The sequence below is a fragment of the Maritalea myrionectae genome (assembly GCF_003433515.1).
Taxonomy (GTDB): domain Bacteria; phylum Pseudomonadota; class Alphaproteobacteria; order Rhizobiales; family Devosiaceae; genus Maritalea; species Maritalea myrionectae.
Genome location: NZ_CP021330.1, coordinates 3,108,135 through 3,132,962, shown reverse-complemented (window position 1 = coordinate 3,132,962; position 24,828 = coordinate 3,108,135). Strand labels below are relative to the sequence as shown.

At 55.1% G+C, this 24,828-nt stretch carries 24 protein-coding genes; 12 read left to right on the top strand and 12 right to left on the bottom strand.

Annotation, left to right across the window (positions count from 1 at the left end; genetic code table 11):
- Positions 1-16 precede the first annotated feature (16 nt).
- The 4 genes from MXMO3_RS15785 to MXMO3_RS15770 all read left to right on the top strand — a co-directional run bounded on the left by MXMO3_RS15785 (position 17) and on the right by MXMO3_RS15770 (position 2,221).
- Entirely contained in the window at positions 17-547 is a 531-nt protein-coding gene (locus MXMO3_RS15785) for a hypothetical protein (protein WP_117396497.1), read from the top strand.
- A 9-nt stretch (positions 548-556) separates the two neighbouring features.
- On the top strand, positions 557-1,453 hold the full coding sequence (locus tag MXMO3_RS15780; RefSeq protein WP_117396496.1) for an ornithine cyclodeaminase family protein: 897 nt from the start codon (positions 557-559) through the stop codon (positions 1,451-1,453).
- A gap of 74 nt (positions 1,454-1,527) precedes the next feature.
- Positions 1,528-1,821: a GNAT family N-acetyltransferase gene (locus MXMO3_RS15775; protein ID WP_117396495.1), complete on the top strand. Its 294-nt coding sequence runs from the start codon at positions 1,528-1,530 to the stop codon at positions 1,819-1,821.
- A gap of 10 nt (positions 1,822-1,831) precedes the next feature.
- Entirely contained in the window at positions 1,832-2,221 is a 390-nt protein-coding gene (locus MXMO3_RS15770; RefSeq protein ID WP_117396494.1) for a rhodanese-like domain-containing protein, read from the top strand.
- On the opposite strand, the gene MXMO3_RS15765 is transcribed toward MXMO3_RS15770, so the two are convergent.
- Both MXMO3_RS15765 and MXMO3_RS15760 read right to left on the bottom strand, forming a co-directional pair.
- Complete coding sequence (locus MXMO3_RS15765) at positions 2,218-3,060, bottom strand: GNAT family N-acetyltransferase (protein ID WP_117396493.1); 843 nt, start codon at positions 3,058-3,060, stop codon at positions 2,218-2,220. The two genes, MXMO3_RS15770 and MXMO3_RS15765, sit on opposite strands and share 4 nt — an antisense overlap.
- Positions 3,061-3,072: 12 nt before the next feature.
- On the bottom strand, positions 3,073-3,558 hold the full coding sequence (locus tag MXMO3_RS15760; protein WP_117396492.1) for an Lrp/AsnC family transcriptional regulator: 486 nt from the start codon (positions 3,556-3,558) through the stop codon (positions 3,073-3,075).
- A gap of 110 nt (positions 3,559-3,668) precedes the next feature.
- Between MXMO3_RS15760 and MXMO3_RS15755 the strand changes: the two genes are divergently transcribed.
- Positions 3,669-7,058, top strand: a complete 3,390-nt coding sequence (locus MXMO3_RS15755) for an indolepyruvate ferredoxin oxidoreductase family protein (RefSeq protein ID WP_117396491.1) — start codon at positions 3,669-3,671, stop codon at positions 7,056-7,058.
- 667 nt (positions 7,059-7,725) lie between these two features.
- Here MXMO3_RS15755 and MXMO3_RS15750 read toward each other — a convergent pair.
- From MXMO3_RS15750 to paaA, 6 genes are all read right to left on the bottom strand, one after another.
- Positions 7,726-8,229: an AAA family ATPase gene (locus MXMO3_RS15750; protein WP_117396490.1), complete on the bottom strand. Its 504-nt coding sequence runs from the start codon at positions 8,227-8,229 to the stop codon at positions 7,726-7,728.
- Positions 8,230-8,294: 65 nt separating this feature from the next.
- Positions 8,295-9,374 carry a 2Fe-2S iron-sulfur cluster-binding protein gene (locus MXMO3_RS15745; protein WP_117396489.1) on the bottom strand — a complete coding sequence of 360 codons (1,080 nt, stop codon included), beginning with the start codon at positions 9,372-9,374 and terminating at the stop codon, positions 8,295-8,297.
- A gap of 12 nt (positions 9,375-9,386) precedes the next feature.
- Entirely contained in the window at positions 9,387-9,899 is a 513-nt protein-coding gene (gene paaD / locus MXMO3_RS15740) for a 1,2-phenylacetyl-CoA epoxidase subunit PaaD (RefSeq protein WP_117396488.1), read from the bottom strand.
- A gap of 5 nt (positions 9,900-9,904) precedes the next feature.
- Complete coding sequence (paaC, locus tag MXMO3_RS15735) at positions 9,905-10,657, bottom strand: 1,2-phenylacetyl-CoA epoxidase subunit PaaC (protein WP_117396487.1); 753 nt, start codon at positions 10,655-10,657, stop codon at positions 9,905-9,907.
- A complete protein-coding gene (paaB, locus tag MXMO3_RS15730) occupies positions 10,657-10,941 on the bottom strand; it encodes a 1,2-phenylacetyl-CoA epoxidase subunit PaaB (RefSeq protein WP_027834018.1) in 285 nt (94 codons plus the stop codon). Before paaB ends, paaC begins: the two co-directional genes overlap by 1 nt.
- Positions 10,942-10,953: 12 nt before the next feature.
- Positions 10,954-11,955 carry a 1,2-phenylacetyl-CoA epoxidase subunit PaaA gene (gene paaA / locus MXMO3_RS15725; protein WP_027834017.1) on the bottom strand — a complete coding sequence of 334 codons (1,002 nt, stop codon included), beginning with the start codon at positions 11,953-11,955 and terminating at the stop codon, positions 10,954-10,956.
- Positions 11,956-12,155: 200 nt separating this feature from the next.
- Here paaA and MXMO3_RS15720 point away from each other — a divergent pair, with 200 nt between their 5' ends.
- Positions 12,156-12,590: a PaaI family thioesterase gene (locus MXMO3_RS15720; RefSeq protein ID WP_162889310.1), complete on the top strand. Its 435-nt coding sequence runs from the start codon at positions 12,156-12,158 to the stop codon at positions 12,588-12,590.
- Positions 12,591-13,032: 442 nt separating this feature from the next.
- On the opposite strand, the gene MXMO3_RS15715 is transcribed toward MXMO3_RS15720, so the two are convergent.
- From MXMO3_RS15715 to MXMO3_RS15700, 4 genes are read right to left on the bottom strand one after another with little or no spacing between them, the layout of a single operon-like run.
- Positions 13,033-13,896 carry a PaaX family transcriptional regulator gene (locus tag MXMO3_RS15715; RefSeq protein WP_117396485.1) on the bottom strand — a complete coding sequence of 288 codons (864 nt, stop codon included), beginning with the start codon at positions 13,894-13,896 and terminating at the stop codon, positions 13,033-13,035.
- Positions 13,897-13,901: 5 nt separating this feature from the next.
- On the bottom strand, positions 13,902-15,941 hold the full coding sequence (gene paaZ, locus MXMO3_RS15710) for a phenylacetic acid degradation bifunctional protein PaaZ (protein ID WP_117396484.1): 2,040 nt from the start codon (positions 15,939-15,941) through the stop codon (positions 13,902-13,904).
- Positions 15,942-15,951: 10 nt separating this feature from the next.
- On the bottom strand, positions 15,952-17,169 hold the full coding sequence (locus MXMO3_RS15705; protein ID WP_117396483.1) for a cytochrome P450: 1,218 nt from the start codon (positions 17,167-17,169) through the stop codon (positions 15,952-15,954).
- Complete coding sequence (locus MXMO3_RS15700) at positions 17,166-19,199, bottom strand: FAD-dependent oxidoreductase (protein ID WP_210209470.1); 2,034 nt, start codon at positions 19,197-19,199, stop codon at positions 17,166-17,168. Before MXMO3_RS15700 ends, MXMO3_RS15705 begins: the two co-directional genes overlap by 4 nt.
- Positions 19,200-19,302: 103 nt before the next feature.
- Between MXMO3_RS15700 and paaG the strand changes: the two genes are divergently transcribed.
- The 6 genes from paaG to MXMO3_RS15670 all read left to right on the top strand — a co-directional run bounded on the left by paaG (position 19,303) and on the right by MXMO3_RS15670 (position 24,785).
- Positions 19,303-20,127 (top strand): 2-(1,2-epoxy-1,2-dihydrophenyl)acetyl-CoA isomerase PaaG, encoded by an 825-nt coding sequence (gene paaG, locus MXMO3_RS15695; protein ID WP_205468145.1) that lies wholly within the window; start codon positions 19,303-19,305, stop codon positions 20,125-20,127.
- A complete protein-coding gene (gene paaI, locus MXMO3_RS15690; protein ID WP_117396480.1) occupies positions 20,127-20,561 on the top strand; it encodes a hydroxyphenylacetyl-CoA thioesterase PaaI in 435 nt (144 codons plus the stop codon). Before paaG ends, paaI begins: the two co-directional genes overlap by 1 nt.
- The gene (pcaF, locus tag MXMO3_RS15685; RefSeq protein ID WP_117396479.1) at positions 20,558-21,760 is read left to right on the top strand and encodes a 3-oxoadipyl-CoA thiolase; all 1,203 of its coding nucleotides are present in this window, start codon (positions 20,558-20,560) and stop codon (positions 21,758-21,760) included. The genes paaI and pcaF overlap by 4 nt, the downstream gene beginning before the upstream one ends.
- Before the next feature lie 20 nt (positions 21,761-21,780).
- Positions 21,781-23,091 (top strand): phenylacetate--CoA ligase PaaK, encoded by a 1,311-nt coding sequence (gene paaK / locus MXMO3_RS15680; RefSeq protein ID WP_117396478.1) that lies wholly within the window; start codon positions 21,781-21,783, stop codon positions 23,089-23,091.
- 4 nt (positions 23,092-23,095) lie between these two features.
- The gene (locus tag MXMO3_RS15675; protein WP_027834008.1) at positions 23,096-23,698 is read left to right on the top strand and encodes a TetR/AcrR family transcriptional regulator; all 603 of its coding nucleotides are present in this window, start codon (positions 23,096-23,098) and stop codon (positions 23,696-23,698) included.
- Between the two features lie 70 nt (positions 23,699-23,768).
- Entirely contained in the window at positions 23,769-24,785 is a 1,017-nt protein-coding gene (locus tag MXMO3_RS15670) for a TRAP transporter substrate-binding protein (protein WP_117396477.1), read from the top strand.
- The last annotated feature ends 43 nt before the right edge of the window (positions 24,786-24,828 follow it).

Below are 24,828 nucleotides of genomic sequence, written 5' to 3'. Positions count from 1 at the left end.
GTTCTAGGCCACTGCCATGCGCATTCACATCATTGCCTTAGGGGATAGCTTAGAAGCCACCACATTAAGGGCGGTGCTGGAGTCGCAATCGCATCAGGTTTCGCTTAGCTTTGTGGCAACACCCGAACAGTTCTTTGCAGCCTGCGCAGAGGCAGCAGATCGCACCGATGTTCTGGTTGTCTCCGCCCATGGAGATGAGGCGGGGTTTGTGTTTCCTGAATTGGCCAAAGGGGGGAGTGCTTTTGCGCTGGACGAGGATATCCTGACGCCCAAAGTGATGCAGACACAGGTTAAGCGGGTGCCACGCCTTGTTTTCTCCACGGCCTGCTTCACCGGGCAAGGTGAACTGGCCGATATCTTTTTGGCAGCTGGCGCAAGTCAGTTCATCGGGCCGCGCAGCGAGCCGGAGGGTGCGGACATTTTCCTTATTTTGGGATTGCTTTTCCGGTCACAAGACGCGGCAGTGCCGATCCAGCAAAAACTTAACCGGATGGGAACGCTGCTGCCGGATGCGGCAATGTTTAAATGTTTTGAACGCGATCAATAGGACCCCACCATGCGCCTCCTGACCGAAGCCGAACTGAACAAAGTGCCCATGTCCATTCTGGTCGACGCCGTGCGGGCGCAGATCGAGGCGGATGCTGAGGGGCACGCTGTTGCGCCGCCGCGCCATAATGTGGATTTTGGCGATGGCGGGCTGACCTTTACCTGTGGCGGCAATGATAAGCTGGCAGGGTTCCGGGTGTATGACACGTTTCCAAAAGCCGAAGGGGTCGACGAAGATCAGGTGGTGATTGCTTATGATCGTGTTACCGCAAGGCTCAAGGGCCTGTTTGTTGGTGAGCGGCTGGGCGCGCTACGCACCGGCTGTTTGGGCGGTGTGGCGGCAGATGTGATGACCGCGAAAAAGCCGATCAAAAAGCTTGGATTGATCGGCACGGGCACTCAGGCCGAAACCCAATTGCTGGCCATTGCCGCTGTGCGCGAGATTGAACAGGTACAAACCTTTAGCCGCAATGCGAACAAGCGAACCGCGTTCGCAGAGCGGATGGCCGCGCAGCTGGGTGTTTCCGTTGCGGCAGTGGACGACCCGCGCCAAGCGGTGATGGATGCAGACTTTGTGGTGCTGGCCACCAATGCAGCCGAACCGGTGATCGAAACCGATTGGCTTGCACAAGGCTGTCACCTCACCACGTTGGGGCCAAAATCCAAAAGCCGACATGAATTGCCGTTGGATATTTTGCCGCGTGTGCGCAGCTGTGCGTCCGATAGCCCACAACAAATTGCAGCCCAGGGCGAAAACCACATGTTTTTCGGGCAGTCTCTCAACATTCAGCATTTAGGTAAGTATCAGGAGGAGCAGGGGCCAGGGGACCTGACCTTGTTTCTTTCGGCGGGCTTGGCGGGTACCGAAGTTGCGCTTTTGTCGGCAGCAATTGATGCCTTGGCATAAAACAAATGTGATGCAACATCTGGCGTGCCTATGCATTATGGTACTGAGAATAGTGATCATTCACGGAGTATATTATGGCCGATTTGGAACATGACGTGCAATTTGAACAGTCCGGCAATCGCGGCCGTTTCTTTATCAATCTTGGCGGGGGGCAGGAGGCTGAAATGACCTTTTTGGACCGCGATGGTACCTTTGTGGTCGACCATACCGGTGTGCCCAAACCCTTTGAAGGCAAAGGGATTGCCCTTGAACTGGTGAAGGCCGGCGTTCAATATGCCCGTGAACATGACAAAAAAATTGAGCCGGTATGCCCCTATGTGGTGATGCAGTTCAAGCGCCATAAAGATTGGGATGACATCGCGGCATAGTGGGGATGCGATGAACACCGTCAAAGAACTGGTCGACGCCGCGACGGCAGAAATTGAAACCTTGTCCGTCGACACGGCCAAGGACGCCGTTGCAGCGGGCGCGGCTCAGTTTGTCGACATTCGCGATATCCGGGAATTGAACCGGGAAGGGCGCATTGCTGGCGCAGTGCATGTGCCCCGCGGCATGCTTGAATTCTGGATTGATCCCACATCCCCCTATCACAAGCCGGAACTGGCGACCGACAAAAAGCTCATCTTCTTTTGCGCTGCCGGCTGGCGCTCGGCCCTGGCCACCAAAACGGCAAAAGATATGGGCTTTGACCATGTCGCCCATATGGAGGGCGGTTTTGGCGCGTGGCGCGATGCGGCAGGCGAGATTATTGCGCCCAAAAAGAATTAACTTTCCAACTGACGCAGATTGACCATCTCAACTTCAACATTAAACCCTATCTTTTTGTAGAGCTTAGATGACGGCGCATCTGCCGCGTCTGACGACAAAAACACCACAGACTTTTGCTTCAAAATTTCGTTGGCCAGGCACCCGACCAAGGCGCTGGCTATGCCACGTCCCCTAAAGGCCGGAACAGAATAAATGTTGCCGACTTCACCATATTTGCTGCCAGCGTCGCCTAAATCCACTTTGCCTGCACAGACGATTTCGCCGTTTCGGACTTCCCAAACAAATAGTGTTTTGCTTGCGATGGCGGTCCCGACCATAGCGTCGGCGTCGAACGGTCTTTGTGTGTTCATTTCGGCTTGCATAGCGAAATACATCTCAACAAGTGCGTCTCGATCACCTCTTGTTGCACATCGCAGCCTGCCTTCAACTTCTAGCGGGTCGACGGGGCTTGCCATTTCCCAATGCAATATGCGCTTGGCGAGGCGGTAGCGCACGCCACTAAGTCCGCCCAATGCATCTGCAAGGGCCAACCCAGCGTGTTGCGGGGCAAATATACCAGGAACGTGCAGCCCGCGCTGAACGAGATGTTCTGCAAGTAACGGAATAGCTTTTTTCGGCAGGGGTGACAAAATGATCTGATCATCCTGAGTAAGGCAGGCAAAGCCGATGGGTTTTGTCTCTGCATACACGGTTAAGCAGTGCCTTGTGGCCATTGAGTTGGCTGACAACCGCAAAAGGGGTCGATGCTCCAGTTCTTCAGCCAACCAAACTTTTCGGTATGCGCGGATGAATGCGTCGGGTGCTGAGGTCTCGATCAATAATTTTGGATCGTCTGCCATCTAAAGCCAGCCTTACCCCTTATTCACAATCGCCGGAACGGCCTTTTGGAACTTGATTTTCTCCATCACCACTTGGCTGTAAGTTTTGGAAATAAACGGTTGGCGCATCAGGCTGTTGCGGACGAAGCGGTGGAAGGCGCGCATGTCGGTGGCCAGCACTTTGAGCACATAATCATATTCGCCTGTGGTGGCGTAGCATTCCAAAATCTCCGGGATGGATTCCACGAGATGGATGAACTGCTCGATATAATCATCGCTATGTCGCTGCAGGCTGACTTGCAGCAAAATGGTTTCCTGATAGCCCATTTTTTCCGGTGAGACGGTGAGGCCATAGCCTTGAATAACACCCGCTTCTTCAAGCGCGTTGATGCGGCGCCAGACGGAGGAAACGGAGCTGCCCACCTGGTTGGCAATCTCTTGGTTGGAGATGCGGCTGTTCTTTTGCAGTAGCTCGAGAATCTTTCCATCAATTTGATCAATCTTGAGTGAGTTGTTCAAAATTACGCCTCATCATGAAAAAATTGTGCATTTATCATGTTAATCACCTGCAAATCTGATCAGCTTTGTCAAGCAAAATAGGCGATAATACTCCTAGATTAGAGGGGGACATGATGGATTTAACAACGCTTAAACGCGATATTTTCGCTTATCCTGATTATGAACTGCGCCACGGCATGGTGCGCGAGCGGGTCTTTTTGTCTGGCACCGACGTTCTGGTGCGTATTCCCGTTGAGCAGGCCAAAATTGACCAGGCGAATGGCCTCAATACTGCTGGTTTTATTTCCGGTTATCGCGGCTCCCCCCTCGGCGCGTATGATCAGGCGTTGGGCAAAGCTCAAAAAGTGCTGGATGAGCACAAAATTGATTTCCTCCCCGCCATCAATGAAGATTTGGCCGCCACGGCGGTGATCGGCACGCAGGAAGTGGCCAGCGATCCGGAAAAGACCGTCGATGGCGTGTTCGGCATCTGGTACGGCAAGGGCCCGGGCGTCGACCGGTCTGGCGATGCCTTGAAGCATGGCAACGCCCTTGGCGCGTCCAAACATGGCGGCGTGATCGCCTTTTTCGGCGACGATCATGGCTGCGTCTCCTCCTCGATGCCGCACCAGTCCGATCAGGCCGGCGAGCATTATATGATGCCGGTGCTGCACCCGGCCGGCGTGGCTGACTATATACCGTTTGGCCTTTATGGCTTCGCCGCCTCCCGCTACACCGGCGCTTGGATCGGCTTTAAAACCATCTCCGAAGTGTTGGAAAGCAGCGCCGCAATCGAAGTGCCTGAACCCCGTCGTTTCAAGGAACCAGAAGACTACACCCCGCCGCCTTTCGGCTTAAACCATGACCCGGCCACAAGCTTTGGCCCGGTGCTGGAGCAAAAGCTGCTCGCCCGGCTGGACGCGATGCGCGCTTTTGCCAAGGCCAACCCGATTGATGAAGTGGCGTTTGGTGCCAAACAGCCAAAAATCGCCATCGTTGCCGTGGGCAAGGCCTTTGCCGATCTAATGCAGACCCTGCGCGATTTGGACATCAGCGAAGCCAAAGCCAAGCGCATGGGGCTTGGGGTTTATAAGGTGGGGCTGGTGTGGCCGATTGAGCCAACGGGCTATCAACATTTTATGGCGAAAGCCGAAAAGCTACTGGTGGTAGAAGAAAAACGCGCCGTGGTCGAAACCCAGCTGAAAGAGCTGTTTTTCAACCAGCGCAACTTCACCATTATCGGCAAAAAGGACCTTGAGGGCGCCCCGCTTATCCCTGAAGCGGGTGAGCTGCGCCCCTCCATTTTGGCGCAGGTTGTTCATGAATATTTGGACCTTGAAGGCCTTCCTCCTTCCGCCTCACCTGCGCCAACTCTTGACGAGATCGACGTGGCGCGCCGAGTGCCTTATTTCTGCTCAGGCTGCCCGCACAATCGATCCACCAAACTGCCAGAGGGCAGCACTGCGCTGCCCGGCATTGGCTGCCATTATATGGCCTCCTGGATGAACCGCGACACAGGCGGCATCGTGCAAATGGGCGGCGAAGGCGTCAATTGGATCGGTATGGAAAGCTATACCGGCAAAAAGCACATTTTTCAGAATTTGGGCGATGGCACCTATTTCCATTCCGGCATGATGGCCATCCGTCAGGCGATTGCTGCCAAAGCCAATGTGACCTACAAAATTCTCTATAACCACGCCGTGGCCATGACGGGCGGTCAGGATGTGGATGGCGAGTTGAGCGTTGAAGCCATCGTGGCGCAACTCAAGGCCGAAGGCGTGGAGCGCATCGCGCTGGTGAGTGATAAGCCCGAACGGTTTGCCGCCGGCTTGATGCGCGGCAAAGGCTTGAGCCTTGACCACCGCAAAAACCTTGAGGCCATCCAAACCGAACTGCGCGACATTCAAGGCGTAACTGCATTGATCTATGATCAGGGCTGTGCGACGGAAAAACGCCGCAAGCGCAAGCGCGGGCTGATTGAAGACCCGAAAAAGCGGGTTTTTATCAACACCGATGTGTGTGAAGGCTGTGGCGATTGCTCGGTGCAATCAAACTGCATTTCCATCAGCCCGGTGAAAACCAAATGGGGCGTGAAGCGCACGATTGATCAATCCTCCTGCAACAAAGACTTTTCCTGCGTTGAAGGCTTTTGCCCCAGCTTCGTCACCATCGAAGGCGACGAGGAAAAAGCCACCGGCGACCAACATCGCCGCGAACATTTGCTCACCCATATTGCTAGCTTGCCAGAGCCAAAGTTCGCCAAAACCGGCGAAGTGCTGATCACTGGCGTTGGCGGCACGGGGGTGGTGACCGTGGGGGCCGTGTTGGCCATGGCCGCGCACTTGCAAGGCAAGGGGGCTTCGGTGCTCGACTTTATGGGCTTTGCCCAAAAGGGCGGCGCGGTGATCTCTCACCTCAAAATTTTGGAAAAGCCGGGACTGGATACACCGGTGCGGATCGACAAGGGCGATGCCAATGCGGTGATCGCGTGCGATTTGGTGGTGGCCAATATGCCCGAGCCGATGGCCTGCCTAAACCCGAACAAAACCCACGTGATCGCCAACACCAAAATCTTGCCCACCGCAGATTTTGTGCTGCGCGGCTTGGCCGATTTCCAAGAAGAAATGCGCCTCAAAAAGCTAAAAGAAGGCGCAAAACAGGTTGATTATTTCGACGTGACCGATCTGTCCGTAGCCCTGTTTGGCGACAGCGTGTTTTCCAACATGATGCTCACCGGCATGGCGTGGCAAAAAGGCCAGATCCCGCTGGATGGCGATGCCATCCGCCGCGCGATCGAGCTGAATGGCAAAGCCATCGAAGCCAACTTGAATGCGTTTGAACTTGGGCGTTTGATCGCCGATCAACCTGAGCTTTTTGCCGAAGATCAGGACGCTGAGTTTGAACAAACGCTGGATCAATTGATCGCGGATCGTGCCGAATTCCTGACCCGCTATCAAAACGCTCAATATGCCGACCAATACAAGAATACCGTGGGCAAAGTGCAGGCTGCAGAAAATGCCCTCGGCAAAACCGGTTTAAGCGAAATAGTCGCGCATCAATTGGCGCGGGTAATGGCTTACAAGGATGAATATGAAGTCGCCCGCTTGCACCTTGAAACGGCCCATCTCAACGAGATGAAGGGTCGGTTTAAAGCGGGTGCAAAAATGACCTTCCATATGGCACCGCCTATGCTCAATTGGATCAAGGAACCAAATGGTCGCCCGAAAAAGTTCGCCATTCCGGGTGCCGTCGCCCTGCCGAGCTTGAAATTGCTTAATGCCATGCGCCCCTTGCGCGGCTCCGCCTTTGACGTGTTCGGCCTCAGCAAAGACCGCCGCGATGAGCGCAAACTGCGCGATGATTATATCGCCTTAGTGGAAGAACTGGCGGCTAATCTGACCGCGGATAACCATGCCGATGCGATGAAAAAGGTCAAGCTGGTGGATATGGTCAAAGGCTATGGTGTGGTGAAGGAGCAGGCGCTTGAGAAGTATCACAAGGCATTGGCAGAACTGGCCTAGGGGATAGGCGCGAATTTGGGGGCGATAGCACCCCACCCTTAATCCCTCCCCATCAAGGGGAGGGAAAAGAGCGTCTGTCTTGGGTAGGGCACTTCTACGTGCACTGCGTCATCCTCGGGCTTGACCCGAGGATCCAAGCAGCGCAAACCAAGAGGCACATCGCTCACTAATTGCCGCAGGAAACTCCCACCTGGATTCCCGCATTCGCGGGAATGACGGGGGTGAATGGATGCCTGAAATAACCCGACCCCGGATCAAGTCCGGGGAGGCCCCCGAGGAGGTGCCCCCGCGGCGTCACCGTTTACCCGAGGCGCTAAAAAAATTGCTTAGGCTGCGCAGCGCTGACCACCGCATTTCCATATGCGATTGCCCTGCCATCAAGGGGAGGGAAAAGAGCGTCTGTCTTGGGCAGGGCACTTCTACGTGCACAGCGTCATCCTCGGGCTTGACCCGAGGATCCAAGCAGCGCAAACCAAGAGGCACATCGCTCACTAATCGCCGCAGAGAAACTCCCACCTGGATTCCCGCATTCGCGGGAATGACGGGGGTGAATGGATGCCTGAAATAACCCGACCCCGGATCAAGTCCGGGGTGGTTTGGGGAATAGGCGCGAACTCCAATTGACCATCCCGGCCTCGAGCCGGGATCATACCTAGCGTGCACAACGCTAAAGATGTTGCGGCAAGCCGCATTGCGTCAGAATTTCATCCACCACCTGCTCAAGCGGTTGGGTTGCATCAATGTGAATGCCATTTTTCGGCACGTCGCCGCCAGAAGCGTGCAATTGGCGCACCATTTCGCGTTCGGATTCGCGACCGCCCCAATCGTCAGCTGGGCGCTTGGCCAAGCGCTGATTGAGGGTTTCAAGGTCAATCTCCAGCACAAAGACCTTGTCGAAATGATGGATAAACTTCTCAAAATTTCGGCTGCCGCCGCAGAAAAAGGTGGCTCGATGCTGTTGGCCTCGCACCAATTCTTCCACCTGTGCCACATCCCAGATATGTGTGTGGTGCCCGCCACTGGAAAGCGGTGCGCCTGTAGCGGGGTCGCCGCAATAGGCAAATACATTGTCACCATTCAGCGCGTGATAGCCGCGTTGCGCGAGCAGCTGGCAAACTGATGTTTTGCCGGTGCAGGAAATGCCTTCAATCAAATAATTATAAGTACCCATATTGCGAAGCTAGCAAATAGGGGCAAATCCATAAATAAAAAAGGAGGGCGATGCCCTCCTTAATTTTAGCTCTCGTCGAAATCCAGCGTTAGTTCATCGCTGGTGGGGCGGGTTTGGCAGGCTAGCGTGAAGCCGGCTTCGATTTCCCATGGCTCGAGTGAATAGTTCACATCCATTTCGGCGCTGCCTTTGGCCACCTTGCAACGGCAGGTGCAGCACATGCCGCCTTTGCAGGAGAAGGGCAGTTCCAGCCCGTGTTTATGGGCGGCTTCTAACACCGTATCTTCCGGATCGGAGAGGGTGAAGCTGCGGGTGGTGCCATCCAGCACCACTTCGACCTTCACGCCCTGTTCCGCCGCTTCGCGTTGTGCCTTGGTGGGCGCTTTGCGTGGGGTTTGGCCATCGGCGGGGGTGAACAATTCATAGTGGATTTTATCGTGCGCCACGCCCATGCCTTCAAGGCTTTCGCGGGCCACTTCAATCATTTCGCCCGGGCCGCACAAAAATACGCCATCGGCGGCTTTGGGGGCAATTGCACCTGTGTTCACCAAGGCTTTGATTTTGTCCGCATCAATGCGGCCATTCAAAATCGGCACGTCCTGGTCTTCACGGCTGAGAATATGGATTAGCGTAAAGCGATCCATGAACCGATCCTTCAAAAACTCGAGCTGCTCGCGGAACATGATGGTGCCGGTTTCGCGGTTGCCATAAACCAAGGTCACTTCCGCCTCGTCATCGCCTTCCAACAAGGATTGCGCGATGGACATCATCGGCGTGATGCCGGAACCGGCGGCGATCAACAGTGCATTTTTCATGCCGCCAATATCGGCGACAAAACGCCCGTCCGGGGTCATCACCTCAAGCTGGTCGCCCACTTTAAGATCGTTGGCGGCGAAGCTGGAAAACACGCCATCTTCCACCCGGCGGATGCCCACCGTCAGGTCGGTGCAACCGAGGGGCGAGGAGACGGAATAAGACCGACGTACATCTTTGCCGCCAATCGTGCTGCGCAGGGTTAAATATTGGCCCGGCTTGAACGCATAAGCGTCGCGTAAATCGTCGTTCAGGGCAAAGCTGATCGCTTTCGCGTCTGGCGTCAGTTCTTCAATTTTCGAAATCGTCAGTGTGTGAAACTTAGGGGTCATCTTTTTAGGCCCTCAAATGCATTTGAAATAATCGAAAGGTTCACGACAGCTCGTGCAGCGATAGTGCGCCTTGCACGCGGTGGACCCAAATTCAGATAGCTTTTCCGTGTCGGTGCTGCCGCATTTGGGGCAGGCGACAACGGTTTCGCCAAATAAAGCCAGCTTGGAGTTGGAGCCATCAACCGGGGGCGCGATGCCATAGGCACGCAATTTCTCGCGGCCTTCATCGCTAATCCAGTCTGTGGTCCAGGGCGGTGACACAACGCGCTCAATTTGCGGGTCAAACCCGGCTTCGCGCAGGGCCACCTCAATGGCCAATTCAATGGCCAACACAGCGGGACATCCGGTGTAAGTCGGTGTCACATGGGCCACCGCTTTACCGTCTATCATTTGCACATCACGCAAAATGCCTAGCTCGGCCACATTCACGCACGGCACTTCCGGGTCGGGCACCAGCGCGGCGGCCTCCCATGCCTTTTGCGCGTCGGCTGAGCGGGTTGGTTTAAGTTGATGTACGTCCGCCATCGCCCTTACCAGCTCATATTCGGATAGGCGCGCTGCATATATTGCAAGTCGCTAAGCAGATGGCCCATCTCTTCGCCATGATGCCCGGTGCGGCCACCCAATTGCGGGTACTCCACCTCTGGCATGGTCAATTTGGCTTGGTCAAACACATTGGAAATGGTGTTGGTCCATTGGGCGCGCATGGCTTCACGATCTGGCAAAGCGCCCTTGTCAGCCGCTGCTTGCGCATCGGCAGACATGTGGAACAGCTCTTCCACATAGGGATGCAGTTCTGTGACTGCATCTTGCATGCGCTGCGCACTTTCTTCGGTGCCATCGCCAAGCCGCACCACCCATTCGCCCGCATGGCGGATATGGTATGCCACTTCCTTGACCGATTTGCCGGCAATGCCGCGCACCGTCTCATCGCTGGATTGCAACGCGGCTTCCCAATAGGGATGCATAAAGGCCGCAAAATAAAGCTGCTTGAGCATGGTGTGGGCAAAATCTTCATTTGGCCGTTCCACCAGCAGGCAGTTCTTATAGTCGCGGTCATAGCGCAAATAGGCGAGTTGATCCTCGTCGCGCCCTTCACCTTCAATTTCACCAGCATAGGTGTAAAGGCTGCGGGCGGCGCCGATCATATCAAGCGCCATATTTGGCATCGCCAAATCTTCTTCCAGCAACGGGGCGTGGCCGCACCATTCGGAAACCCGATGGCCAAGGATCAAATGATCATCAGCCAATTCGAGCAAAGCGTTGAACAAAGGCGCGCTCATTACATGTGCCCCACTTCTTCTGGAATGTCATAAAAGGTGGGGTGGCGATAAACCTTGTCGACGCCGGGTTCAAAATTTTCTGCCGCCTGATCAGGATCAGACGCGAAAATGGCCTTAGAAGGCACTACCCAGATGGAAACGCCTTCGCCGCGGCGTGTGTAAGTGTCCCGTGCGGCTTGCAGCGCCAGCACTTCGTCAGCGGCGTGCAAAGAGCCGCAATGCTTGTGGGACAAGCCGTTGCGTGGACGGATAAAAACTTCCCAAAGTGGTGTTTCGTTAGACATGAAAATTCCTCCCTATTCGGCAGCGTGTTGGGTTTGGCGGGCGGCGCGTTTTTCAGCATGCGCCAGGGCAGCTTCCCGCACCCATGCGCCATCGTCCCATGCTTTTTTGCGGTCTTTAATGCGGTCGCGGTTCATTTTGCCGTGGCCTTTGACCACGCGCCAAAATTCATCCCAGTCGATTTCGCCATGGTCATAACCACCTTTGCCGCCATTCTTTTCCGGGTTCCACTTCAATTCGGGATCCGGCACGGTCAGGCCCAAATATTCGGCTTGGGGCACGGTGGCGTCGATAAATTTCTGCCGCAGCTCATCATTGGAAAAGCGTTTGATTTTCCATTTCATAGACTGTTCAGAGTGGCTGGATTCCGCATCATGCGGGCCAAACATCATCAGAGATGGCCACCACCAGCGATTGATGGAATCCTGCGCCATTTGCTTTTGTTCTTCGGTGCCATTGCACAGTGAAATCAAAATTTCATAGCCCTGGCGCTGGTGAAAGCTCTCTTCTTTACACACGCGGATCATCGCGCGGGCATATGGGCCATAAGAACAGCGGCACAGCGGAATTTGGTTCATAATCGCCGCGCCATCAACCAGCCAGCCAATGGTGCCGATATCGGCCCAGGTTGGCGTTGGGTAATTAAAGATCGACGAATATTTTGCTTTGCCGGAAAGCAGCTCTTCGGTCATTTGCTCGCGGGTGACGCCCAGCGTTTCAGCGGCGGAATAAAGGTAAAGCCCGTGGCCACCTTCATCCTGCACCTTCGCCAGCAATGCGGCCTTGCGGCGCAGGCTTGGCGCGCGGGTGATCCAATTGCCCTCAGGCAACATCCCCACAATTTCTGAATGGGCGTGCTGGCCGATCTGGCGCACCAATGTTTTGCGATAGCCATTCGGCATGGCATCATTGGGTTCAATCTTTTCTTCCCGGTCAATGCGGGCCTGAAACTTGGCCAGAAACTCTTCAGTTTCTTCCGTGGCGCCATCGGCACCAATCAATCCTTGTGAATACATATTGGCATCCCTATCCTGAGGCTATGGGCAAATCCTGGCGATCAGACTTCGCAAGAAGAGTTGGCGGCACATGCTTTTCTTCGCAATGGAAAAGAACGGCGCGTCGCCAAGCCAGCATTTGACAATAGGCTCTGAACACAATAATACGTCACGAAATTTCACATATCAAGTAATTTTCGTAACATATTGGAGGGATGGGGATGGAAAATCGCTTAGATTCAGCAGCGCTGGAAGCGCTGATCGTCGAAATTTGCGCGCCTTGGGTGCAGGAGTTGGGCATTAAGGTGCTGGACCTTGGGGAAAATAGCGCCCGATTCGTGATGCCAGCGACCGAAAAAATCTTGCGGCATAAGGGCCCAAATGGTGGTTTGGTGAGTGGACAGGCGCTGATGGCCGGGTCTGACACGGTCAGCTTTTTGGCCCTGAGCTATCTCAATGGCCGCTTCCGCAACTGCGTCACCGTCGATATGGCCACCAACTTTATGCGGCCGCTGCCGGAAGGCAATGTGATTTTTGACGCCAAAGTCCTTTCCAACGGCAAACGCCTCGCCACCACCCGCATCGACATTATGGCCGAAGGCAGCGAAAAAGTGGCAACCACCTCGACGGGTGTGTTTGCTTATATTGAGGAGTAAAACTGCTGCGCGGCTCGAAAGCACAGCGTAGCCAACAAACACCGGCGTCATTACCGGACTTGATCCGGTAATCCATTTCACGCTGGCCAAATGGCACGAGTTCCAAGCAATAAGCGCTTCTGCAAGCAGACAGGTGAATTGGACCCCAAGATCAAGTCTTGGGGTGACGATTGTGGGTGGGAAAGAGCTTTTCAGGGCTGCTTTTTTGCATAGCACTACACCGCATACAGCGTCACCCCGGACTGGATCCGGGGGCCAAGCAGGGTTGGCGATCAGACGCAAGGGCAGTGGCCGACTGAAAAGCTGCATGGATTACCGGGTCAAGCCCGGTAATGACGTAAGAGTGGGTTTTTGGGCGTGGAGAAATCCATGACGCATTTGGCAACTCCATCACACCACCCCGCACTTGATGTGGGGTCTTGCTTGGATGGTCTGCGTGAAATTAAAACCGCTTAGCCAACACTTTCCGTGCCTCAGCGCCGTTGCCGTTGGACCACCAATTCTCAGAGGGCTCAATCAATTGCCGATAAAGCCCGCTCACCAGATGGTGGGCGGCGGCACCGGGCCAGTTTTCGGGCAGTAAATGCGCGGGCAGGGGCGGTTGCTTCAAGATCAGCCGCCGCCACTCATGGATCAACAAAATGCGGGCGCAAAGAGCATCAATCGGGGAGAGTGCGGCCAGCTGTTCGGCTTGCTCCCCCAGTGGCGTGAACCGATTGAGCAGCGCTTGATAATCCGCCTCAATCTCGGTGAGTTCCAACTTCTCGGCAACCCAGCTTGGCAATTCGTTGAGATCAGCATCGATCAGCATAAGATCGGCTTGCCGCAATTGATGCAGCAAATGTTCGCTCGGGTCAGCAAACAGCGCCACGCCATTACGCAGCGCCATGCCGCCAAATCCGGCCAGCAGCGCATTTTGTTGTTCGCGGGCGGTGCCGATCACATCTGGGCCGACGGCAAAAATCAGCTTTTGCGGTGTTGGCGCATATTGGGCGCGATAGATCTTTTCGGTGGCCGGGATAAAACTTTTCAGTCCCGCAGGAGACAAGCGATAAAAGCTGTTGCGGCCTTGGCGCTCGCGCGTCACCCAGCCTTCTTTCGCCAGGCGCGACATGGCGGTGCGCAAGGCGCCATTTTCCACGCCCATATGGCCCAATATGGTTTGCAAATCGGCCATGGCCACCGTGCCCCCATGGGGCTGCACGGCATCACCAAAAATGGTGATAACCACGGACCAAACGCGCAATCGACCATCTGAATGCAGATGGTCGATCAAAGGTGAAATCAGCTTATGCGGTGCACTCATGCACCTTATGTACGCTCAAACGCCACCATGGTCAAAAGCTCATATTCGGCAACTTGTTCATCATCCTGATTGAACATATTCACGTGCCAGCGCACTTCGCCATATTCGTCAGTCCGCTTGGTTTTGCGCTTCACGGTCAGCGTTACGCGCACTTCATCGCCCGGGCTTACTGGCTTTTGGAAGCTAAGATCATTCAGCCCGGTATTGGCCAAAACTGGCCCCGGGTCAGGCTGCACAAACAAGCCCGCCGCAAAGCTCAGGAGCAAATAGCCATGGGCCACACGGCCGGGGAAAAACGGATTGGCTTCCGCCGCTTCCTCATCCATATGGGCATAGAAAGTGTCGCCGGTGAAATGGGCGAAATGCTCAATATCCTCAAGCGTCACGGTCCGCGATTTGGTCTTGATGGTTTCGCCAATTTCCAACTCGTGGAAGGTGCGGGTGAACGGATGGGCAGGGCCCTCTTTAAAGCGCGCACCTTTCACATAAGTACCGCCAATGCCGGTCAACAGGTCAGGGCTGCCTTGCACCGCGGTGCGCTGCATATAATGGGTGACGCCACGCACGCCGCCCAACTCTTCGCCGCCGCCCGCGCGGCCCGGACCACCATGCACCATATGCGGCAGGGGAGAACCATGCCCGGTGGATTCTTTCATGCTGTCGCGGTTGTTGAAATAAAGCCGCCCGTGCCACGCTGCCGCGCCCATGGTCAGCTCACGCGCCACATCGGCGTCATGGGTGATGACAGAGGCCACAAGCGAGCCGCCGCCTTTATTCATCAACTCAATCGCATGGCCAAGATCACGATAGCCCATCACCGTGGCGACGGGGCCAAAGGCTTCAGTGCAATGCACGATGGTGGCCTTGTCCGGATCCTTACAATGGAACAGCATCGGCGCAACAAAGGCACCATTTTCCAAGCCTTCGCCGTTCAGTTGCAAATTGTCCTGATCGCCGAAAACAAGGTCGCACTCGGTGCCGATTTCGGCCGCTTTTTCCAGCACATCCTTTTTCTGATCCAGCGACGCCAATGCCCCCATGCGGGTGCCCTCGGCGGTGGGGTCACCAATCACATTTTTGGCCAGCTTGGCGCTCAATGCATCAATTACATTCTGCACCTGCGTGTCCGGCACGATCATCCGGCGGATGGCGGTACATTTCTGGCCCGCCTTGGCAGTCATTTCCCGCAAGGCTTCTTTGACGAACAGATCGAATTCCGGTGTCTCCGGCGTCACATCCGGGCCAAGCACAGAGGCGTTCAAGCTGTCTTGCTCGGCGATAAAGCGCACGCCATTTTTCTGGATATTCTGATTGGATTTGAGGTAGGACGCTGTGGCGGCAGAGCCGGTGAAACTCACCACATCCTGGCAATCCAGACGATCAAGCAAATCGCCCGTGCCGCCCATTACCAACTGGATCGCCCCTTCCGGCAAGATGCCGCTTTCCACCATCATTTTCACGCATGCTTCGGTGACGTAAGAGGTAGAGGTGGCAGGTTTCACAATCGCAGGGACACCCGCCAACAGGGTGGGGGCGAGCTTTTCCAACATGCCCCAAACCGGGAAGTTGAACGCATTAATATGCACCGCAACGCCTAACAAGGGTGTGCAATAATGCTGGCCCAAAAACGTTCCATTGCGCGACAAGATTTCGAGGTCGCCATCGGGATAAATATGCGCATCTGGCATTTCCCGGCGGCCTTTCGAGGCATAAACAAAAACGGTGCCGATGCCGCCATCAATATCGATCTTGCTGTCGGCCAAGGTGGCACCGGTCTTATAGGCCAGTTCATAAAGTGGATCGCGGCGCTCATTCAGATAGGTCGCCAAGGCTTTGAGCATACGCGCACGATCATGAAAGGTCATTTTCCGCAGCGCTGGGCCGCCCTTTTGTTTGGCGAAATCGATCATTTGCTGGAAGTCGAGTTTGTCAGAACCCGCTTCGGCGATCTCTTCACCGGTGACGGCCGAATAAATCTTGCGCACCTTGCCGGAAGGGGCCACCCATTGGCCTGCAGCAAAGCTTTCTAATTGCATCAAAGTCATTTTAAACCCTCTATTTTAATGTCGCAGGCAGTTTCGCATAGCCGCGGAAGCGGATGCGTCCGCCCAGCTCTGCTTCGCCCGTCAATTTGTAATTCGGATAGGCCTTGAGGAACCGGTTGACCGCAATGCGGCCCTCCATCCGCGCCAATTGAAAGCCCACGCAAAGGTGCGGCCCGCCCGCAAACGCCAAATGCCTATTTGGCTTGCGCGACAGGATCAATTGGTCTGGCTGATCAAACTGGGCGGGATCGCGATTGGCCGCGCCAATGCACAAATGTAAGTTTGTGCCCTTGGGGAACTTAAACCCGTCCAACTCAATATCTTCGGTGGTTTCGCGGTTGCCAAACTGGTTGGGCGACAAAAAGCGCAAAAACTCATCAACCCCGGTTTTGATCAATTCCGGCTCCTGTTTCAGCGCCTGCATCTGATCTGGAAATTCATGCAGCACCGCCAAGGCATTGCCGATCAAATTGGTCGTGGTTTCGTGCCCGGCATTGAGAATGAAAATGCAGTTTTGCAGCAATTCGGTCTCAGACAATTGCCCTTCTTCGCTTTCAATCAAGCGGGTCAACACATCGGTTTCCGGATCGCCCGGATATTTGCGTCGATGGTCAGCCAGGTCCTTCAGGTAAAGCTTAAAGTCTTTGACCGACTGATTGCCCCACGCTTGTTGTTCCGGCGTGAGTGTCGGCTCCAACGCCCCCAAAATCGCCAAAGACCAGTCGCGCAAGGGTTCCCGATCTTCCATCGGCATATTGAACATATTGCCGATGATCTGGATGGGGATTTTGCTGGCGAAATCCTCGATCAAATCCACTTCATTGCGATCGGCCATGTCGGCCAACAACATATCGATCGTGTCGATCAGCCCCGGCTCCATGTTGGAGATCGCACGGGCATTCAGTGCGCCCACCATGATTTTGCGCACGCGCGTGTGCAAAGGCGGGTCGTTAAACACCAGCGAGGTGGTGTGATGTTCATAAAGCGGGGCGTCACCGCCAAATTTCGGCAGAAAGGCCTGCTTCTTGTCCGACGAATAAAGCGTTGTGTCGCGATAGATGCGATCCAAATCAGCAAAGCGCGACAGGATAAACGAGCCATCCGGCTGTGGCAAAACCGGTTGATGCGCCAGCATGGCGCGATAATAGGGAAACGGATCTTGAATAAACCCGGCAGGGGGATGGTTCAGATCAAACCCATCGATCAAATCACGTCCAATTTCACTCATGAAAGCCTCCCCGCCACGCGCCAGCTATTGGGGCTTTGCGCCGCCACATCGGCCATGGCCTGTTTCACCTTGTCTATGCCAATCTGTTCGCCATAATGCATGGGCCCGCCGCGCCAGCGCGGAAAGCCATAGCCGTGAATTTTCACCAGATCGACATCGAGATCCCGCTCGGCAACCCCTTCTTCAACAATCAATGCCCCTTCATTGATCATCACCGCCATCAGCCGATCCACAATATCCTGATCGGTAAAGTCGCGCCGCGTCACACCTGCCCGCGCGGCTTCTTCCGTGATCAGGTCTGTCACAAACGGATCGTCCTGCGGTGTGCGGTCGCCCTCTTCATATTGGTACCAGCCTTTTTGGCTCCGCTGGCCAAACCGCTCCGCCTCGCACAGCAAATCGCCAATGCGGACATAGCGTTCTTCAGCAGGGCGTGTCGCCGCCTGCCGCTTGCGGTTGGCCCAGGCAATTTGCAGCCCGGTCAAATCTTGCAGCTCATAAGGCCCCATGGGCATACCAAAATCGCGCATGGCGCGGTCAATCTGGCGCGGGGTGCACCCATCCATCAGCAGATAATCGGCCTGCCGTCGATAAGCGGAAAGGATGCGGTTGCCGATAAAGCCGTCGCAAATGCCCGACAGCACGCCGACCTTGCGCAAGCGCTTGCCCAGATCAAAGCCCGTGGCCAACACATCTTTTGACGTGGTGGGCAGTTTGACGATTTCCAGCAGTTTCATAATGTGCGCGGGCGAGAAAAAATGCAGGCCGATAAAGCGGGCTGGATTTTGAATGCCCTGAAAAATATCGGTCGGGTCGAGATAGGAAGTGTTAGTGGCCAAAATCGCGTCATTGCGCATATGCGCCGCCAGCGATTGGAACACCGCCTGCTTCACCGCCAAATCTTCAAACACAGCTTCAATCGCCAAATCTGCGGACGCAGACGCCGCATAATCTGATGATACGGAGAGCGCCGAGCGCAACTTCACCGCTTTCTCATCTGAAATTTTACCGCGTTTAATGCCGCCCTCAATCAGGCCTGCAATGCGGTCCTGCCCAGCTTTCGCAGCGTCATCATCCCGCTCAATTAAAATCACCCGATAGCCCGCCTGCAAGCAGGCAAAAGCGATGCCTGCGCCCATCAGGCCGCCCCCAACCACACAGATTGTATTGATCTCAATCGGCGTGCCGCCCTCAATGGCTTTCGGCTTGCTCACCGCGCGTTCCGCAAAAAACACATGCCGCAGGGCCTGGCTTTGGGTGCTGTCGCGCAAATCCAAATGCAATTGCCGCTCTTTGGGTTGACCCTCAGTAAAGGGCAGCGTGGCCGCCCATTCAATGGCCTTCAGATTGTCGAGCGGCGACGATTGGCCCTTGGCGCGTTTTTTGATCTCCGCGTGTTTTTGCGCGAAATAATCGCTGCCCACGGGCGCAACATCGCGGGCGCTGACCTTGGTTGGCCGCGCGGGTAAGTCCGCCGCAAAAGCAAGGCCCGCCTCTAGCGGATCGCCTTCAAAAATGCCGTCTAAGCCACCTAGCTCTTGTAGCTCGTCAGCGTCAATCATCTTGCCTGTGGTCGCCAAGTCAATGGCGGCGTCGACGCCGATCAAACGCGGCAAACGTTGTGAACCGCCAGCACCGGGCACAAGGCCCAAATTCACTTCCGGCAAGCCAAAGCGCGTGCCTTTTTGCGCCAACCGGAAGGCGCAGGCCATGGCCAATTCAAAGCCGCCGCCTAAAGTGGTGCCATGCACCGCCGCGATCCACGGCACGCTGCTGTCTTCAATCGCTTGATAAACATCTGGAAGGTGCGGCAATTGCGGGGGCTTGCCAAATTCTGAAATGTCGCCACCCGCCACAAAAGTGCGACCCGCGCCATAAACAATGGCTGCGTTCGCACCAGCCTGTTCGATCTGCGCCACTGCATCCAGCAGCCCTTGGCGCACGGCTTGCCCCGTCGCGTTCACCGGCGGATTATTGATCTCCACCCGCGCCACTTGATCCTGAATATCGACCCGTACCACGTCTGACACTTGTCGCTCCCCCATCCTCGATCTTCGTTGAAACATATATTGACCAACCAGTCGGTTTATGTAAAGCTAATTTTCAAATGGAGATTGTTCTCGCTTGTTCGAAATGGAAAAAAGCGAGTACTTAGGGGAGGTTAGCGTGAGCGATACGATCATCGTCACCAAAAATGAGGCTTGGGTTGAGATCGCTCTCAACCGTCCAGACCGTTTAAATTCGTTCAATGACGAGATGCATGAGGCGCTGCAAAAGGCGCTGAATGAAGCAAAAAATGATGATTCTGTGCGGGCGATTCTGCTCACTGGATCAGGTCGTGGTTTCTGCGCCGGGCAAGATTTGGATGCCCGCGATCCGCGCAAAATGGAATCGCCGCCAGATCTGCACGCCACCATTTCCAACTTCTACAACCCGCTGGTGCGTTTGATCCGGTCGATCAATAAGCCGATTATCTGCGCCGTAAATGGCGTCGCGGCGGGAGCCGGGGTCAATATCGCATTGGGCTGCGATATTGTGCTGGCGGCAGAGAGCGCCAAGTTTATTCAAAGCTTTGCCAAAGTCGGGCTGGTGCCTGATGCTGGTGGTAGCTGGATTTTGCCGCGCCTGATCGGTGAAGCGCGGGCCAAATATATCTGCATGACCGCAACGCCCGTTATGGCCAAGCAGGCCGTAGAATGGGGCATGATTTGGCAAGCGGTAGCCGACGATCAATTGATGGATGAAGCGCGCAAACTGACCGCGCAAATGGCCGAAGGCCCAACCTTTGGTTTGGGGCAAATGAAGCAAGCGCTGCAAACCTCACATGATCATACGCTCGACGAGCATTTGGATGTGGAAGCTGAAATGCAGGGCCGTTGTGGTCGCTCAAAAGATTATGCCGAAGGGGTGAGTGCCTTCTTGGATAAGCGGCCAACCCAATTTGGGGGCATTGAATAATGAGCCCGCAAGAGCGCGCAGAACGCGCCGCCAAAGCCATGTGGGACAATGATTCCGCCTCGCAACGGGTTGGGATGACATTGGATCATGTGGGGCCGGGCACAGCCACCCTGTCGCTGCCTTTGCGGCCTGAACATTTGAACGGCCATAAAATTTGCCATGGCGGTTATATTTTCATGTTGGCCGATAGCGCCTTTGCCTTTGCGTGCAACAGCTACAATCAATTGGCTGTGGCCTACCAAAATTCAATTACCTATGTGCAGCCCGGCATGGAAGGCGATGTGCTGACCGCGAAAGCGGAGGAAGTCAGCAAGGCCGGGCGTGCAGGCATTTATGATGTGACCATCACCAACCAGAACGGCGAGGCATTGGCGCATTTTCGCGGCCATTCGCGCACCGTGAAGGGAACCCATTTTGAGGAGAATGAGGCGTGACAGAAGCCTATTTGTGCGAAGGATTTAGAACGCCGATTGGCCGTTTTGGCGGCACGCTAGCGGCAGTGCGGCCAGACGATATGCTGGCGCATGTGATCAAAAAAACCATCGAAGCCGCCCCCGGTCTGGACCAGAGCGCCATCGATGATTGCTATATGGGCTGTGCCAACCAGGCGGGTGAAGACAACCGCAACGTGGCGCGTATGGCGACCCTTTTGGCAGGGCTTTCAACCTCAGTGCCAGGCACCACCATCAACCGCTTGTGCGGCTCTGGCATGGATGCAGTGGGCATGGCGGCGCGCGCCATCAAGGCGGGCGAAGCTGAAGTGATTTTGGCAGGTGGCGTGGAAAGCATGAGCCGCGCCCCTTTCGTGATGCCAAAGGCTGACACAGCCTTTTCACGTAAGGCAGAGATTTACGACACCACCATCGGCTGGCGTTTCGTCAACAAGTTGATGAAGGCGCAATATGGCATAGATTCTATGCCGGAAACCGGAGAGAATGTTGCCGAGGATTTCAACATTTCCCGCGAAGATCAGGACGCCTTTGCCCTGCGCTCACAGGAAAAGGCTGCCAAAGCCATTGCCTCTGGCCGTTTAGCGCAGGAAATTGTGGCGGTGGAAATTCCACAACGCAAAAAAGACCCGATTGTGTTTGATACAGACGAGCATCCACGCCAAAGCACGCTGGAGAAACTCGCCAGCCTGCCTACGCCATTCCGCGAGGGCGGTTCAGTTACCGCTGGCAATGCATCCGGCGTGAATGACGGCGCGGCGGCCATGATCATCGCCTCAAAAGCGGCGGTTGAAAAATATGGATTGACCCCGAAGGCACGGATCACAGGTCTCGCCACCGCAGGCGTCGAGCCGCGTATTATGGGCATCGGCCCGGCGCCAGCATCGGAAAAACTGCTGGATCGCTTGGGGCTGAACATCACCGATGTGGATTTGATCGAATTGAACGAAGCCTTCGCGTCGCAGGGCATCGCCGTGTTGCGCCAATTGGGCGTGGCGGAAGATGCGGATTTCGTCAATCCGAATGGCGGTGCGATTGCCCTTGGTCACCCGCTGGGGATGAGCGGGGCGCGCCTGGCGCTGACCGCAGGTGTTGAGATGATGAACACAGGTGTCAATCGCGCATTGTGCACCATGTGCATCGGCGTTGGCCAAGGCATTGCCTTGATGTTGGAGCGCCCATAGGCGTTGATGGGGGGAGAGAGATGAAAGACTTATCGCCAAAAAAAGATGATCTGGAACCAATTGAAATTGCCTCGCGCGATGAAATCAGCGCGTTGCAATTGCAGCGGATGAAGAAAACGCTCGCCCATGCTTATGAGAATGTGCCGTTCTATAAGGCCAAATTCGACGAAGCAGGCGTGCACCCCAGCGATCTGAAAAGCCTCAGCGACCTGTCAAAATTCCCGTTTACGGTGAAAACAGACCTGCGCGACAATTATCCTTTCGGCATGTTTGCCGTGCCGCGCGAAGAGGTGGTGCGCATTCACGCCTCGTCCGGCACCACGGGCAAGCCAACCGTTGTGGGCTACACCAAAAACGATATCGATGTGTGGGCTGATGTGGTCGCGCGGTCTTTGCGGGCGTCTGGCGTGCGCAAAGGTGATATTTTGCACAATGCCTATGGCTATGGCCTGTTCACCGGCGGTTTGGGCGCCCATTATGGCGCCGAGCGCTTGGGCTGTTCCGTTGTGCCTGTATCCGGTGGCATGACCGCACGGCAGGTGCAACTGATCGAAGATTTTAAGCCCAGCGCCATCACCGTGACGCCGTCTTACATGCTGGCGATTTTGGACGAGTTTAAAAAGCAGGGCATCGACCCCCGCGCAAGTTCGCTGCAAGTCGGCATTTTCGGCGCCGAGCCATGGACCAACGCCACCCGCAAGGAAGTGGAAGACGCGTTCGACATGCATGCCGTGGATATTTACGGCCTATCCGAAGTGATGGGGCCGGGCGTGGCCAATGAATGTGTGGAAACCAAAGACGGGTTGCATATCTGGGAAGACCACTTTTACCCCGAAATTATAAACCCGGAGACGGGCGAGCTGGTGGAAGATGGGGAAGAGGGCGAATTGGTTTTCACCTCTTTGACCAAAGAAGCACTGCCGATCATTCGCTATCGCACCCGCGATTTGACGCGGCTGTTGCCGGGCACCGCCCGCTCCATGCGGCGGATGGAAAAGATCACTGGTCGCTCTGACGATATGATCATTTTGCGCGGCGTGAATGTGTTCCCGACGCAAGTTGAAGTGCAGGTTTTGGCTGTTGAAGGCCTTGCGCCGCATTTCCAAATTGAGTTGACCCATCACGGCCGCATGGACGAAATGACCATTCATGTGGAAGCTATTGCCAGCGCAGCGGCGGAAGAAAACCGGGCGCAACTGAGCAAATTGCTCTCCAAGAAAATCAAAGACAATATCGGCATTTCTGCACGGGTCGTCGCCAATGAGCCGGGTGGCGTGCCACGGTCGCAAGGCAAGGCCGTGCGGGTGATCGATAATCGGGATAAAGGATAGTCCAGTGGTTAGAACCATTGCCAAAGATCATGGCGAAAAACGCGACGCGATTTTGAAAACCGCTGCAACATTCTTTGCAGAGAACGGCTTTGATCGTGCGTCGATGAGCCAATTGGCAAGCGAATGCGGTATCTCTAAAGCCCTGATCTATCACTATTATGCCAGCAAGGAAGTTTTGCTGTATGATATCATCCACACCCACTTGAAGGACCTTGTGGAAGCAGTGGAAGCGGTGGAGCCAGTGGACGACCCCGAACAGCATTTGCGCAATTTGGTACACGCCATCCTTAATCAATATCGCGATGCGGATGCCGAGCACAAACTGCAATTGGAAGCCACAAAAGTACTACCAAAGGTTGATCAGGATCAGCTTGCTGATCTACAAAGACAGTTGGTAGTTACATTTTCAACTGTCATAAAATCAGTGTCACCTGACTATTTTGAGAATCGTCAGGAAACGCTGCGACCAGTCACTATGTCATTGTTTGGTATGCTGAACTGGTTTTACATGTGGTATCGGCGCGGTAAGGGGATGACGCGTCCGCAATATGCCGATTTAGCCACCGAATTATTATTGGGCGGCATCAAAGGCCTGGAGGAATCCTAGTCTTTGGTGCGCTAAGGAATGCTCGGCCGTCCGGCCGAGTTTAGAGGAAGGTTCATTTAGGGAGGAAGAAATGAACAAATTTATCAAACTTGCTGCAGCTGCAGCAGTTGCCATGTCGACCGGCACCGCTGCTTGGGCGGCTGACTATAACCTCACCATTTCAAGCTGGACTGGACCTAATCACGGTATTAACGCGTTGATGTGGCCGGGCCTGATCGAAATGATCGAGGAAGCCACTGATGGCAAAGTAACCGCCGAAGTGAAATTGGGCCTTGCCCCACCACCAGCCCAAATGGATTTGGTGATGGATGGTGCAGCCGACATGACCATCATCTTCCACGGCTATCAGCCGGGCCGCTTTGTGGGTACAAAGCTGATTGAATTGCCAGGTTATGAAGGTAATGCGGAAGCTGCTTCAGTCGCTTATTGGCGTGTATATGAAGAGCACCTCGCTGCCTTGGACGAGCACCGCGGCGTGAAAGTGATGGGTCTATCAACCCACGGCCCCGGCCAGATTCACTCCAACAAAGAAGTGACTTCAATTGCAGACTTGGATGGCTTGAAAACACGTTTGCCTGGTGGTGTGGCCAGCGATATTGGTCGTGAGCTTGGCATGATCGGCATTCAGGTGCCTGCGCCTAAAGTTTACGAAACACTTGCTTCAGATGCGGCCGATGCCGTGGCGATGCCTTACGAGGGTCGTGTTGGCTTCAAGCTGACCGAAGTGGCTGAGAATGTGTACGAAATGCCAGGTGGTTTCTACCGCGGGTCTTTCGCCTTCTTGATGAGCCAGGAAACCTTCGACAGTTTGCCTGAAGATTTGCAAAAAGCGTTGGACGAAAAAGTGTTTGGTGAGCCAGCCAGCCGTATGCTGGGTCAAGCTTGGGACGAGATCGACCGCATTGGTCGTGAAGCGACCGTCGAGGCCGAAAGCAACACCATCACCATCGCTTCAGAGCAAGACCAAATGCTTTATGGTCAATATGCAGACCTGATCACCAAGCAGGTTTTGGCTGAGCTGAACGCTGCAGGCATCGACGCAGAAGCTGCGTACGAAATGGTGAAAGCCGAAATGGCTGCGCAATAGCGCATCCCTAAGACAAACAGGCGCGGGGCCAATGGGTCCTGCG

Excerpts from the sequence above, each read along its gene's own strand:
- MXMO3_RS15785 (WP_117396497.1), top strand. The coding sequence starts at position 17 with ATGCGCATTCACATCATTGCCTTAGGGGATAGCTTAGAAGCCACCACA.
- MXMO3_RS15780 (WP_117396496.1), top strand. The coding sequence starts at position 557 with ATGCGCCTCCTGACCGAAGCCGAACTGAACAAAGTGCCCATGTCCATT.
- MXMO3_RS15775 (WP_117396495.1), top strand. The coding sequence starts at position 1,528 with ATGGCCGATTTGGAACATGACGTGCAATTTGAACAGTCCGGCAATCGC.
- MXMO3_RS15770 (WP_117396494.1), top strand. The coding sequence starts at position 1,832 with ATGAACACCGTCAAAGAACTGGTCGACGCCGCGACGGCAGAAATTGAA.
- MXMO3_RS15765 (WP_117396493.1), bottom strand. The coding sequence starts at position 3,060 with ATGGCAGACGATCCAAAATTATTGATCGAGACCTCAGCACCCGACGCA.
- MXMO3_RS15755 (WP_117396491.1), top strand. The coding sequence starts at position 3,669 with ATGATGGATTTAACAACGCTTAAACGCGATATTTTCGCTTATCCTGAT.
- MXMO3_RS15750 (WP_117396490.1), bottom strand. The coding sequence starts at position 8,229 with ATGGGTACTTATAATTATTTGATTGAAGGCATTTCCTGCACCGGCAAA.
- MXMO3_RS15745 (WP_117396489.1), bottom strand. The coding sequence starts at position 9,374 with ATGACCCCTAAGTTTCACACACTGACGATTTCGAAAATTGAAGAACTG.
- paaD (WP_117396488.1), bottom strand. The coding sequence starts at position 9,899 with ATGGCGGACGTACATCAACTTAAACCAACCCGCTCAGCCGACGCGCAA.
- paaC (WP_117396487.1), bottom strand. The coding sequence starts at position 10,657 with ATGAGCGCGCCTTTGTTCAACGCTTTGCTCGAATTGGCTGATGATCAT.
- paaB (WP_027834018.1), bottom strand. The coding sequence starts at position 10,941 with ATGTCTAACGAAACACCACTTTGGGAAGTTTTTATCCGTCCACGCAAC.
- paaA (WP_027834017.1), bottom strand. The coding sequence starts at position 11,955 with ATGTATTCACAAGGATTGATTGGTGCCGATGGCGCCACGGAAGAAACT.
- MXMO3_RS15720 (WP_162889310.1), top strand. The coding sequence starts at position 12,156 with ATGGAAAATCGCTTAGATTCAGCAGCGCTGGAAGCGCTGATCGTCGAA.
- MXMO3_RS15715 (WP_117396485.1), bottom strand. The coding sequence starts at position 13,896 with ATGAGTGCACCGCATAAGCTGATTTCACCTTTGATCGACCATCTGCAT.
- paaZ (WP_117396484.1), bottom strand. The coding sequence starts at position 15,941 with ATGACTTTGATGCAATTAGAAAGCTTTGCTGCAGGCCAATGGGTGGCC.
- MXMO3_RS15705 (WP_117396483.1), bottom strand. The coding sequence starts at position 17,169 with ATGAGTGAAATTGGACGTGATTTGATCGATGGGTTTGATCTGAACCAT.
- paaG (WP_205468145.1), top strand. The coding sequence starts at position 19,303 with ATGGAAAAAAGCGAGTACTTAGGGGAGGTTAGCGTGAGCGATACGATC.
- paaI (WP_117396480.1), top strand. The coding sequence starts at position 20,127 with ATGAGCCCGCAAGAGCGCGCAGAACGCGCCGCCAAAGCCATGTGGGAC.
- paaK (WP_117396478.1), top strand. The coding sequence starts at position 21,781 with ATGAAAGACTTATCGCCAAAAAAAGATGATCTGGAACCAATTGAAATT.
- MXMO3_RS15670 (WP_117396477.1), top strand. The coding sequence starts at position 23,769 with ATGAACAAATTTATCAAACTTGCTGCAGCTGCAGCAGTTGCCATGTCG.